This window comes from Bradyrhizobium sp. CCBAU 051011 (genome assembly GCF_009930815.1).
In the GTDB taxonomy this organism is placed as follows: domain Bacteria; phylum Pseudomonadota; class Alphaproteobacteria; order Rhizobiales; family Xanthobacteraceae; genus Bradyrhizobium.
On record NZ_CP022222.1, the window covers coordinates 350,025 to 361,947 of the forward strand.

General features: G+C 63.3%; 13 protein-coding genes and 1 other RNA gene. 5 read left to right on the forward strand and 9 right to left on the reverse strand.

The genetic code is table 11. The features are described 5' to 3' along the window. Positions 1-33: 33 nt before the first annotated feature. Genes ACH79_RS01680 through rsmH form a run of 3 tightly spaced genes read right to left on the reverse strand, consistent with a single transcriptional unit; the run spans position 34 to position 3,176 of the window. Positions 34-1,788: a penicillin-binding protein 2 gene (locus ACH79_RS01680; RefSeq protein ID WP_161849464.1), complete on the reverse strand. Its 1,755-nt coding sequence runs from the start codon at positions 1,786-1,788 to the stop codon at positions 34-36. Next, positions 1,785-2,177, reverse strand: coding sequence for a hypothetical protein (locus ACH79_RS01685; protein WP_065752716.1), 393 nt, complete (start codon positions 2,175-2,177; stop codon positions 1,785-1,787). The genes ACH79_RS01680 and ACH79_RS01685 overlap by 4 nt, the downstream gene beginning before the upstream one ends. Before the next feature lie 3 nt (positions 2,178-2,180). After that, positions 2,181-3,176 (reverse strand): 16S rRNA (cytosine(1402)-N(4))-methyltransferase RsmH, encoded by a 996-nt coding sequence (gene rsmH, locus ACH79_RS01690; protein ID WP_161849465.1) that lies wholly within the window; start codon positions 3,174-3,176, stop codon positions 2,181-2,183. Between the two features lie 545 nt (positions 3,177-3,721). Between rsmH and ACH79_RS01695 the strand changes: the two genes are divergently transcribed. The 3 genes from ACH79_RS01695 to ACH79_RS01705 all read left to right on the forward strand — a co-directional run bounded on the left by ACH79_RS01695 (position 3,722) and on the right by ACH79_RS01705 (position 5,366). After that, positions 3,722-4,507 carry an N-acetylmuramoyl-L-alanine amidase gene (locus ACH79_RS01695; RefSeq protein ID WP_161849466.1) on the forward strand — a complete coding sequence of 262 codons (786 nt, stop codon included), beginning with the start codon at positions 3,722-3,724 and terminating at the stop codon, positions 4,505-4,507. A gap of 29 nt (positions 4,508-4,536) precedes the next feature. After that, on the forward strand, positions 4,537-4,752 hold the full coding sequence (locus ACH79_RS01700; protein ID WP_161849467.1) for a hypothetical protein: 216 nt from the start codon (positions 4,537-4,539) through the stop codon (positions 4,750-4,752). A gap of 131 nt (positions 4,753-4,883) precedes the next feature. Then, on the forward strand, positions 4,884-5,366 hold the full coding sequence (locus tag ACH79_RS01705) for a hypothetical protein (protein ID WP_161849468.1): 483 nt from the start codon (positions 4,884-4,886) through the stop codon (positions 5,364-5,366). 72 nt (positions 5,367-5,438) lie between these two features. On the opposite strand, the gene ACH79_RS01710 is transcribed toward ACH79_RS01705, so the two are convergent. The 3 genes from ACH79_RS01710 to ACH79_RS01720 all read right to left on the reverse strand — a co-directional run bounded on the left by ACH79_RS01710 (position 5,439) and on the right by ACH79_RS01720 (position 7,624). Next, the gene (locus ACH79_RS01710; protein WP_161849469.1) at positions 5,439-6,683 is read right to left on the reverse strand and encodes an RNA polymerase sigma factor; all 1,245 of its coding nucleotides are present in this window, start codon (positions 6,681-6,683) and stop codon (positions 5,439-5,441) included. Positions 6,684-6,697: 14 nt separating this feature from the next. Continuing rightward, positions 6,698-7,048 carry a YciI family protein gene (locus ACH79_RS01715; protein WP_161849470.1) on the reverse strand — a complete coding sequence of 117 codons (351 nt, stop codon included), beginning with the start codon at positions 7,046-7,048 and terminating at the stop codon, positions 6,698-6,700. A 144-nt stretch (positions 7,049-7,192) separates the two neighbouring features. Continuing rightward, positions 7,193-7,624, reverse strand: a complete 432-nt coding sequence (locus ACH79_RS01720) for a PAS domain S-box protein (protein WP_161849471.1) — start codon at positions 7,622-7,624, stop codon at positions 7,193-7,195. 135 nt (positions 7,625-7,759) lie between these two features. Here ACH79_RS01720 and rnpB point away from each other — a divergent pair. Beyond that, positions 7,760-8,183: RNase P RNA component class A (gene rnpB / locus ACH79_RS01725), an RNA gene on the forward strand. A 61-nt stretch (positions 8,184-8,244) separates the two neighbouring features. Here rnpB and ACH79_RS01730 read toward each other — a convergent pair. From ACH79_RS01730 to ACH79_RS01740, 3 genes are all read right to left on the reverse strand, one after another. Further along, entirely contained in the window at positions 8,245-8,973 is a 729-nt protein-coding gene (locus ACH79_RS01730; RefSeq protein WP_161849472.1) for an alpha/beta hydrolase, read from the reverse strand. A gap of 118 nt (positions 8,974-9,091) precedes the next feature. After that, the gene (locus tag ACH79_RS01735) at positions 9,092-10,057 is read right to left on the reverse strand and encodes an AraC family transcriptional regulator (protein WP_161849473.1); all 966 of its coding nucleotides are present in this window, start codon (positions 10,055-10,057) and stop codon (positions 9,092-9,094) included. 160 nt (positions 10,058-10,217) lie between these two features. Further along, the gene (locus ACH79_RS01740; RefSeq protein WP_161849474.1) at positions 10,218-10,934 is read right to left on the reverse strand and encodes an alpha/beta fold hydrolase; all 717 of its coding nucleotides are present in this window, start codon (positions 10,932-10,934) and stop codon (positions 10,218-10,220) included. A gap of 209 nt (positions 10,935-11,143) precedes the next feature. On the opposite strand from ACH79_RS01740, the gene ACH79_RS01745 reads away from it, so the two are divergent. Continuing rightward, positions 11,144-11,887, forward strand: a complete 744-nt coding sequence (locus ACH79_RS01745) for a sulfite exporter TauE/SafE family protein (RefSeq protein WP_161849475.1) — start codon at positions 11,144-11,146, stop codon at positions 11,885-11,887. The last annotated feature ends 36 nt before the right edge of the window (positions 11,888-11,923 follow it).

Sequence of the window (11,923 nt, forward strand, 5' to 3'; positions counted from 1 at the left end):
TTCCACTTTTCCGGATCATGCTCCTGATACGCCTTACTGGGTTGTCCTCGATGCCGCAAGAATAAGGCGGTCGGACGGCGGCAGATCGAACCGCGGTTCGATGCCCAGAAGCGGTCCGATGCGGGCAATCACCTTGCCGCCGGTTGGCACCGCGTTCCAGCCCGAGGTGATGAAGCCATGGGTTTCCGGCAGCGCCTTCGGCTCGTCCAGCATCACCAGGAGCTGATACTGCGGATTGTCAGCCGGGATGATCGCGGTGAAGGAGTTGAGCACCTGCTTCTTGGAATAGCGGCCGTTGACCACCTTTTCCGAGGTGCCGGTCTTGCCGCCGATATAGTAGCCCTTGACGTCGGCCTTCTTGGCGGTTCCGATCTCGGCATTCAGCCGCATCAGATAGCGCATCTTGTCGGAAGTTTCGGTTCGCAGCACCTTCTTGGCCATCGCCCTCGCCTCCTCTTCCGACCGCTTGAGGAAGGTCGGAGGGATCAAAAGACCGCCATTGATACAGGCATTGATGCCCATCACTGCCTGCAGCGGCGCCACCGCGATGCCGTGACCGAACGAAGCCGTGATGGTGTTGAGTTCGCTCCAGCGCTTCGGCACGATCGGGGACGCGCTTTCCGGCAGCTCGGTGCGCAGACGGTCCATCTGGCCGAGCTTCTTCAGGAACGCCTTGTGCGCTTCCACGCCCTGCGCCAGCGCGATCTTGGCCGCGCCGACGTTGGAGGAGAAGGTGAACACTTCCGCCAGCGTGATGTTGCGGCCGACCGGATGGGTGTCGTGAATGGTGAACTTGCCGAACTTCAACGCCCCGCGCCCGTCATATAGCGTGTTGAGGTTGGCCTTGCCGGAATCCAGCGCCATCGCCAGCGTCAACGCCTTGAAGGTCGAGCCCATTTCGAACACGCCCGTGGTCAGGCGGTTGATGCGCTCAGGGTCGTGCGCCTCCTTCGGGTTGTTCGGATCGAAATCCGGCAGCGACACCAGGGCCACGATCTCGCCGGTCCTGACATTGGAGACGAGGCCGGAAGCCGCCTTGGCCTTGTACTTCTCCTTCGCCTTCAGCAATTCATCGCGTAGCGCGTGCTCGACGCGCAAGTCGATCGACAGTTCCACCGGCTTCTGCAGCCGATCGGTGGCAAAGCCGGCGCGGTGCAGATCGGCCAGACCGTTATTATCCAGCCACTTCTCCATTCCGGCGATGCCCGCGTTGTCGATGTTGACGAGGCCGATCAGATGGGCAACGGCCGCGCCGGTCGGGTAGACGCGCTTGTTCTCACGCAGGAAACCGATGCCGGGAATGCCGAGCTTGTGGATGTCATGCTGCTGCTTCGGCGAGATCTCGCGCTTCAGCCAGACAAAACCCTTGCGCGACGAGAGGCGCGCACGCGCCTCTGCGGTATCGAGGTCCGGCAGCGCCGCGGTCAACAGCTCGATCGCCTCGTCCTTGTCGATGATGCGCCGGGGCTCGCCGAACAGGCTCGGCGCCTTGACGTCGGTCGCCAGCACCTCGCCGTTGCGATCGACGATGTCGGGCCGCGCGGTCGCAATCGCGTCCTGCGAGGCGGTGCGGCGCGCGCCATGGCTGTCGGCGCCGACTGCGAACATCACCAGACGTCCGGCCAGCACCGCATAGACCGCGGCGAACAGCAGGATCGCAAGGCCGACACGCGCCCGCGCCTTGGCGGCGCGATCGACATTGCGCCCGTAAAGCAGGCTGCGGATCAAGCGCTGACGCCACGGTTCCGCAGGCTTTCTCGTCGTATGGGTCAACGCCCGGCCGGTCATTGCTGATCTCCCGCTGCCGGAACGGAGCCGGTCGTGGGCGGCGCCTCGGCGGCAGCCTCGATGGTGTTGATCATGGCGCCGATCGGATCGGGCGCGCCGGGCCGCGCAAATGCCGGTGGCCGTTCCGGTAAATTCTTTAGCTGGTCATATTGCGTGGCGACCAGCGGCTTCAGCCCGAGATGGCGCTCGGCCAGTCCCTGCAGCCGCAGCGGCGCATCGAGCTTGGCCCATTCCGCGCGCAGCGCCGCGATGGCGTCGCGCTGCTCGCGAATTTCGGCGTTCAGCCGCAGCACGCGCTCGACGCGCGAGGTCGATTCCATCTTGATCCGGTAGACATAGGCGGCCGCGAACACCAGAACGCCGATGACGAGGAAGTGGATGATCCGCATCGGTCAGCCTCCCCTCATCACGTCGGCGAGAACAGGCCATGCGGGCAAGCGATCCGCCGCATGCGCGGGAGCTGTGGTGCGCTCGGCCGCGCGCAGCTTGGCGGAACGCGCGCGCGGATTGGCAGCCACTTCGGCGTCCGTTGGCGTGACCGGGCGCTTGGTCAGGATCTGAAAGCTCGGCGCGGCCTGCGCCACTTCGGGCAGATGGCGCGAGCCACCGCCGGTCTTGCCGCGCGCGTTGAAGAAATCCTTGACGATGCGGTCTTCCAGCGAATGAAACGACACCACCACCAGCCGCCCGCCGGGCTTCAGCACCCGTTCGGCCGCCGAAAGCGCCAGATGCAACTCGTCGAGCTCGGCGTTGACGAAGATCCGTAAGCCCTGGAACGTGCGCGTCGCCGGATGAATCTCGTTCGGCTTGGAGCGCACTACCTTGCCCACGATATCGGCGAGCGCTTGCGTGGTCGTGATCGGCGCTTCCTTGCGCGCCGCCACGATCGCCCGCGCCACAGCGCGGGAATGCCGTTCCTCGCCGAAGATATAGATGATGTTGGCAAGATCGGCCTCGGAGGCCTTCGCCACCACGTCGGCGGCGGTCGGGCCGTCACGGCCCATCCGCATGTCGAGCGGGCCGCCGAGCCGGAACGAGAAGCCGCGCTCGGCCTGATCGAGTTGCATCGAGGAAACACCGACGTCCATCACGACGCCGTCCACCGTGGCGATGCCCTGGCTTGCGCAGACTTCCGCCAGGTTAGAGAACCGGTCCTCGACCAGGGTCAGCCGTCCCTCGGACTGTTCGACCAGATCGAACCCGCCGGCAACCGCTGACCGGTCGCGGTCGATGCCGATGACCCGTGTTCCCGCCACGGTGAGGATGGCGCGGCTGTAGCCGCCGGCCCCGAAGGTGGCGTCGACATAGACACCGCCGTCCCTGGGATTGAGCATCGCGACCGCCTCGCGGCCGAGCACGGAGATATGGCGTGGCGCAGCCTCGCTCATGCGCCATCCTCTGGCGTTTTCCAGTCTGCGATATGAAAACTGGACGCGAACCGGCCCATTGCGCCTCGAATCTCTGCGCTTCGCCGGGCTTTTCCGACCAAAAGGCCGCGCCCTCGCGCGACTGCCGCTTCTCACCTGGCCTCGCGCCCGCTCATTTCCAAACGGAATTTGCTGGGTTGCCATGGCATTTCGAGCGTGAAACGGGGCCTCGGCCGTCCCCAACCCGGTTCGGCTCTTCACCACTTAGTAACGGCACTTAGCGTTAAGAAAGCGTTGATGATCCCCGACGGGTTTTGCTGGTATTCTAGACGCTGAAAAATGGTGATGCGCCTTGCACACACCTGGTCAAAATGCGAGGTGGAACTCAGCCGGCAATTGCGCCGCGTCTAACGTAAATGAACAGTAAATGATATTGCCGTTTGAACACGATGTTGCCGCTCTGTCGCCCCGTTTGGGTTTAAAAAATGACTACTGGTTCGTTCGCATCTGCTGGTATTGATTCGAGGCGTCAACGCGCCCTTCCCGTGCCCAGGGCCAACGCCGACATGAAGACCTTTACCCCCGATTCCTCGATCGCCTCCGACGTCATCCCCTCGCCGAACCATGGCGACCGCAACAACGGCCGCCTCGCCGACATGATCCTGCTGCACTACACCGGCATGCCGGATGTGGAAGGCGCGATTGCCCAGCTCTGCACCCCCGGAACCGACGTATCGGCACATTACATCGTGCTGGAAGACGGCCGCATCGTGCAGTCTGTGCCGGAAGCCAAGCGCGCCTGGCATGCCGGCGTCTCCTCCTGGGCCGGCGAGGAAGACATCAATTCCTGCTCGATCGGGATCGAGATCATCAACCGCGGCCACGACTGGGGCTATCCGGATTTCCCGTCGCGCCAGATCGCCGCCGTGATCGCGCTGTGCCGCGGCATCATCCTCCGCCGCAAGATCGCTGCGCATCGCGTGCTCGCGCATTCCGACGTTGCTCCCGCGCGCAAGAAGGACCCCGGCGAAAAATTCCCGTGGCACTTGCTGGCCAATTCCGGCGTCGGCCATTGGGTGCAGCCGGCGCCGATCGTGCGCGGTGAAACGCTCAAGCTCGGCTTGATCAGCGACGACGTCGCCAACATGCAGGCGGCGCTGGCCAAATACGGCTACAACGTCCCGACCCATGGCAAGTTCGACGGTCCGACCATGGAAGTGGTCACCGCCTTCCAGCGCCACTTCCGCCCCGCCCGCGTCGACGGCATCGCCGATCACTCGACCATGAGCACGCTGCACGCGCTGCTGGCGAGCCTGCCGGCGGATGCGACGACGGTGGCTGCGGCGAAGTAGTTAGCTCCTCCGATCTTAGACCTCTCGTCATGGCCGGGCTTGTCCCGGCCATCGACGTCCCCGCGCTGGCGCTGCTTGGGGTGCGGGACAAGGCGAGGGCCGCTGTGCAGGCCGGACTTGCGCTCGATCGGTGCTTCACCATCAGCAGGTTCCGCGCCAATACACCGAGCGATGATCCGACCTTCCTCGTCAAACGCGAGCGCGTTTACGAGAGTATGCGCATCGCCGGGGTGCCGGAAGGATAGCTGTTCGCAGCTTGGTGGACGAGAGGCTGCAGCCTTAAGGCGGCGACGGTGTTAACCATCCGTTAACCATAGCTTTTCATGATGCTGCTCGTGTGTCTGTGTGTGCGTGTGTTCGCGACGGGGTTTGAATTATGGCGCAGCGTAATTCCAGAGCGTCAACTGAAGAGGACGAGAACGTCCTGAGCTTTCCCCCAGCGTCGGCACCCGACAAGGGAGCAACAGCCCTCGATATGGTTTATCAAGCGGCCGCTGTCTTCCGCAGTATGGAAGCGCATGCTCGCGAGACCGAAGCCCACGCCCAATCGCTTTGCAGCAGCGCCTTGGAAAGATTGCAGCTTGCCGAAATGCGAGCTGAGGCCGCCGAGCGGGCGCAACGTGAACTCATCATCACCGCCGAACATAAGCTGCAATATGCGTGCAAAGCACTAGAACAGGCCCGGTCGTGTATTGAAGCCCAAAAGGATAAGCTGACGGCTGTAGAACTTCGTGCCGAAGTGGCTGAAGCCGAAGCGCGACAAGCCAAGGAAGCGCTCGCGCTTGTTGAAGAGGCCATTCGCAAGCGTCTGCTTTGCGCAAACCCAGATGTCGATGGCAGGTTGACAGCAGTAGCTTGATACATTGCGACCGTCTTTGGCTCAAGCCGAAGAGGAAGACGGGGATGCCCGGGACAAGCCCGGGAATGACGGTTACGAATCCAGCTCCGCAATCCGCCGCGCATAGTACCGCCGCAACGGCTCGAGCTGCGTTGCCGCCGTCGCCGCCAGATAGGCTTCGCGCGCCGCGTCGTGCCGATGCAGCCGGCGCAGCAAATCGGCGCGTACGGCCGGCAGCAATTCATAGCCTTTCAGCCCGCCCCGCGCGTCCAGCGCATCGACCAGATCGAGCGCCCTCGCCGGCCCGTCGACCATCGCGATGGCCGCGGCGTGGTTGAGTTCGATCACCGGCGACGGGCTGATCCGCAGCAGCACTTCATAGAGACCGGCGATCTGTGGCCAGTCGGTATCTTCATAACTGGTCGCACGCGCATGCAGCGCAGCGATCGCCGCCTGCACCGCGTAAGGCTGCGGCCGCCCCGGCATCCGCAACGCGTCTTCAACCAGCACCAAGCCCTCGGCGATCTGGCGTTGGTCCCACAGGCTGCGGTCCTGCTCTTCCAGCAGCACGATGTCACCGCCGGCGGTCTGGCGTCCGGCGCGGCGCGCATCGTGCAACAGCATCAGGGCCAGCAACCCTTTGGTCTCGCCACGGCTCGGCATCAGCGCATCGAGCAACCGCGCCAGCCGGATCGCCTCGCGCGCCAGATCCGGCCGCATCAGCTCCGCTCCGGAGGTTGCTGCGTAGCCTTCGCTGAAGACGAGATAGATCACGGCGAGCACGCCGCGCAGGCGTGGCTCCAGCGCTTCGCGTTCCGGAACCTCGTAAGGGATGCCGGCGAGACGGATCTTCTGCTTGGCGCGCAGCAGGCGCTGCGCCATCGCTTCCTCGCTTGCGAGAAACGCGCGCGCGACCTCGGCCGTGGTGAGGCCACACACCGTTTTGAGCGTCAGTGCGACCTGCACTTCGGCGGCAAAGGACGGATGGCAGCAGGTAAAGATCAGCCGGAGCACGTCGTCGTCGAACCCGCCGTCGGATGGCTCGTACGCGTACGGCCCTGACGCATTGAGCAACAAATCATGCGTCAATTCCTGCTGCTTGCCGCGGAACGCAATGTTGCGCCTGACACGATCGACCGCCTTGTTCCGGCCGACATTGACCAGCCAAGCGCGCGGATTGGACGGCACGCCGGCGGAAGGCCAACGTTCGAGCGCTGCCGCAAACGCATCCTGCAAGGCATCCTCAGCCAGATCGAAATCGCCGACGAGGCGGATCAGCGTGGACAGCGCCCGCCCCGCCTCGTCGCGGAATATTTTCTCGATCTCGCGTGGTGTCATGCCATCGCTGGATGTCAATCATAGGCCATGATCGGCCTGACCTCGATCGAACCAACCTTGGCGGTGGGAATCCTGGCGGCAATGCCCAGCGCGGTATCGAGATCCTTGGCCTCGACCAGATAATAGCCGCCGAGCTGCTCGCGCGTCTCTGCAAACGGACCGTCCGTGGTCAACATCTTGCCGTCGCGAACGCGCACGGTGGTAGCCGTCGCTGTCATTTGCAGGGCGTCGCCGGCCTTGAAGTTGCCGCTCTGGATGATGGATTGGGTGAATGCGCGGTATTCCGCCGTCATCTTCTGGAGCTCGGAAGCGTCCATCTTTGCCTGCTCGGCTTCGTTTCGATAGATCAACAACAGATACTGCATTTTGAAACTCCTTCTGACCGGCTGGATCGCCGACACCCAGTCGAATGAACTTCCCGCAAAACGACATCGTCGCGGAAATTTATTTTTGGCGGTAGGCCGCCCCCAAGGAGGGACATCGGAAACATGAACAATGCCAGCGGACATTCAAGACTTCCCGCCGGCCTCCGCAAGCTTACGCCTCAGCTCCCTGACTTCCTCAAACCGATTCGTCACGTCGCGCATGACAGCCACGGTGCCCGCGACCTCCTGCGACGAGTCCCGCAGCAACACGATCGTGAATTCGACTGAGATGCGGCGTCCATCGCTGGTCAGCGCAGGCACCGACAGCATGTCGCCCTGGCCGTAACGGCTCGTTCCCGTTTCCATCGTGTGACGAAAGCCAGCCCAGTGCCGCGCGCGCAAATTCTCGGGGATAATAAGGTCGAGCGATTGGCCGATGGTCTCGCCGGCCGAAAATCCGAAGATCCGTTCGGCGCCGGGATTCCAGAACGTGATGTGGCCCTCACGATCGGTCGCGATGATCGCGTCGGAGGAGCTATGCAGCAGGGCTTCGCCAAGACCGGCAGGAATATTCATCGGGCGTCACCCCCTAGCCTATGCTCACCGGCATCAAATGCCGCCGTGCAGCGTCTGTCAAAATCGTGCACATGGAACCCAATTAACCATCGCGGTCGCTTGACGCGGCGCGCCGGAGTCCCCATTCGTAAGCCGTCAGTCGGCCGGACGGCCGCTCCCGCTATGGTCGAAAGGCTGCGGGGGAGGAAAGTCCGGGCTCCATCGACATACGGTGCCGGATAACGTCCGGCGGGGGCAACCCCAGGGAAAGTGCCACAGAGAACGAACCGCTTCCCCACCCGAAAGGGCGGGGGCAGCAAGGGTGAAAAGGTGCGGTAAGAGCGCACCGCGTATCCGGCAACGGAAACGGCATGGCAAACCACACCGGGAGCAAAACCGAATAGGGACGGCAACGCGGTAAGTTCGCCGCAAGGCGATAACACCGCAGGGTGATGTCAGGCCCGCCGTCCGGGTAGGTTGCTCGAGGCCATGTGCAAGCATGGTCCCAGAGGAATGGCCGTCACGTACCATTCGCAAGAATGGTGCCCTACAGAACCCGGCTTACAGGCTGGCTGATATCTGATGAATGAGGGGCTCGGCGAAACACGCCGGGCCCCTCGCCATTCGCGCACGCAACGACCTCAATCGCGCCCCGCCTCGCCGATCGCCTGCGCCAGCCGCGCCGGATTGCTGAAGAACATTTCATGGCTGCCGTCGCATTCGACCAGGCGGAACAGCCCCAGCCGCTCCGACAATCGCGGATGCCATGGCATGCCGTGCGGCAAGGCGATGTCCTGCCGGCAATTGACGTAGGATTTGCCGACCGGCAATTCCGCCAGCGGGCGCTTCAGCGCGATCCTGTCGGTGAAGGTCTTGTAGGGATGCAGGTTCAGTTTGGCATAGGCGGATTTTGCCAGTTCGAGGTCGGCATCGTTGATGAAGGCATCGCGCCAGATTTCGAACGGCAGCATCACAGCGCCGTTGTTGGCGGCGGCCACCGCATCGAACAGGCCGACATAATGCGGCGGCACCATGTCGTTGAGGCATTCCCCGTCCAAGGGCACGAAGGCGTTGACGTAGACGAGCCGCTTGACTCTGTCCGTCAGGCGGTCGGCGACACCCGAGATTACCATCCCGCCATAGGAGTGGCCGACCAGGCGGATGTCGCGCAGATTGTTCGCCTCGATGTAGGCGACGATCGATGAGATCGCCTGCTCGAGGCCAGTCTTCTCGCGATCGTCGTCCCTGTTGTTGCCGGCCACCGTCGGGCAATGCACGACATGGCCGCTCTTTCGCAGATGTCCGGCCACCGCTTCCATTTCCGCGCCGGTGTGCCACGCGCCGTGAACCAGTACATAAGTGTCTGCCATTGCCGTCTCCCCTCGATTTCGACAAATCGAACCTTGATAGAGATGGCGTCTCGTCCCCGATGGCCGAATTCGGCCACCGTTGTCGCCTGATTGCGCCAAGGGATGCTACAATAATGCGTCAGCGCTGCCGCCGGAATGCGCCCGGGGTCATGCCGAGAAACTTTCGGCACTGACGGATGAAGTGGGATGGATCTGATAGCCCAACCCGCAGCCCGATACCGCCGACGCTGATGCGATCGAACCGCGGCTCGCTCAGCATCCTGCGCGCCGCCGCCATCCGGCAATCATTGAGCAGTCCGCTGAACGTCAGGCCCGCTTTGTTGAGGCAGCGGTGCAAGGTCCGCTCCGAGACACGCAAATCCTCAGCGACCACCACAGCCGTCAGCCCCGGTTCGGCGTAGCGCAGCCTTATGACACGGCCGATCTGGTCCAGGAGTCTTGCCGCATCACGCTGCTCGGCGGGTGTAGCCGGAATCTCGCTGCTGAACCCAAGCGCCAGCAGCGCGCCGAGCTGGTCGGTCAACACCCGCGCCGGCAGCGGCCGGTCCGTGGCGAGCTGCGGAGTCAATTGGCAGGCAAATGCGCTGAGCGCCGCACCCCAGCCGGCGCGACCGTCGATGCGCTGCCCAATGCGCCGCTCCGGATCTGATATCCACGATTCGACCCAATGGATCGGCAGCTCCAGCGACAGCGTGTCCGCGTTCACCGGAAAGTTGAATTCATAGCAGCGCCGGGAATCCAGCAGGACGAGATCCATCGGCCGCATCCGCGACGCGTGACCGTTCTGCATGACCGTCCAGTCGTTGTCGGTCTTGCACAGCAGGTAATAGTAGTTGGCAGTGCTGCGGGCGACGCTGGCTTTCCGACGGTAGACGTGCTGCGCCGAGCCTTGCACGTGGTTGATGCCGATCGTGTCGAGTTGCCCGCGCTGAACGGAGCAGTCGAAGCCTGATCGAACCTGCGTCGTGATATCCATTTCGAGAAAACATTCGCAGACGGCGCCGATCCAATAATCCAGGCGCCGTTCCGGCTCGACCAGACCGGTCGACCACCTCTCGATGACTGCCGTCGTTCTGGCCGCCATGGCCTTGCCCTCCGCGGAGGCCTACCTTGTTGAGCGGATGGTGGAGAGTCAATCCTCGCAGAGGTGTCTCGTAGCCCGGATGAAGCGCAGCGCAATCCGGGATTCTCGGGCCGTGGCGCGCAGACCCCGGGTTGCGCTGCGCTCCACCCGGGCTACGGGACTACCCCGCAATCTTCTGCAGCAACGCCATCAGCGCTTCCGGCGCGGTGACATTCGGCGAATGGCTGGTGTCGATCTCGTAATAGCTCCAGGCCGCATCCCCCTTCGTCATTTTGGCGAACGGCCCGAACGTGTCGGCCGGCGTGATGCGGGTCGCGTAGATATAGCTGCGCGGCAAGGTCAGCGGCCCGCCCTGCAGCTTGAATTTTGTTTCAAAGCATTTGATCGGCATGTCGACGCGGCGTGCGCTGAGCCATTCGACGTCGGCGGGCGCAGTATCCGGCGGCGTCGGGTTCGGCGGCACGCGCCAGCCGTCGCCGCTCGTTGCGAGCTCCTGCATCCGCGCCCGCGCCGCCTCGTTCAGGTCGAGCAGCGATTGCCCGCCTTCGGGCACGAAGGCGTCGATATAGATGAGCTGCCTGACCTTGTCGCGGGCGCGGTCGGCGACACCGGTCGCGACCATGCCGCCATAGCTGTGGCCGATCAGCACGATGTCGCGCAGGTCTTCATACCTGTTGCCGGCAAGCATGTCCTCGATATGCGAATTGAGATCGATCGCCGGACTAGCCAGATGCGCGCGCTCGCCAAGGCCGGTGTAGCTCGGCGTGATCAGGCGATGCCCGGCGGCCTGCATCAGCGGATGCATCTTCTTCCAGGCCCAGCCCGCGGACCATGCGCCGTGACAGACGAGGAAGGTTTTCGAGGGAGTTGCGCTCATCGGACCGTTTCCACCGGGTTGTTGTTGAAGGCTTCGATTGCGATAGTACCTGCTAGCTTCGTCGTGTAAACGTCGCTGCAAAATCGTCACTGTCATTCCGGGGCGCATCGAAGATGCGAACTGGGATGTGCGGTTGCACATCAGAGAATCTCGAGATTCCGGGTCTGGTCCTTCGGACCATCCCCGGAATGACGGGAGGAAAGAGAAGAGTGGACGCATCCACCTACGCCATCTTGTTGGCCGGCGCGCTCGCCGGCGGTTTCGTTTCGGGTCTCTCCGGCTTTGGCACCGCGCTGATGGCGCTGGGGATCTGGCTCTATATCGTGCCGCCGGCCATTGCCGTGCCGTTGGTCCTGATCTGTTCGGTTACGTCCCAGATATCGACGCTGCCGTCGATGTGGAAAGTTCTCGACTTCAAACTGGCCTGGCCCTTCGTGGCCGGCGGTCTCGTGGGCATGCCGATCGGGGTGCTGCTGGTCGAGCGCGCCGACCCGCAACACTTCAAGCTGAGCGTCGGTGTGATGCTGCTGGTATTTCCCACCGCACTCTATTTCATCCGCAAGCCGATGGCGTTTCGCTTCGGCGGCCGCATAGCCGACGTCTGCGTCGGATTTGCCGGCGGCATTCTCGGCGGCCTTGCCGGCCTATCGGGCCCGCTGCCGACCCTGTGGGCCAGCATCCGCGGCTGGACCAAGGATCAGCGCCGTGGCGTTTTTCAAATATTCAACGGCAGCGTGCTCGGCGCCGCGCTCATCCTGCAGATCGCCAGCGGTTTCGTGAAATTGGATGTGCTTTGGCTGGCCATGCTGGCCTTGCCGGGTACCCTGATCGGCGCCCAACTCGGCATGCGAACCTACCACGCGCTGAACGATCGTAATTTCTACGATGTCGTGCTGGCGTTGCTGTTTATGTCAGGCGTCGTATTGGTATGGAGCAGCATTGCTCCGAGGTAAGCGGCGCATGGCCGCCATGTGCTCCGAGTAGATTGC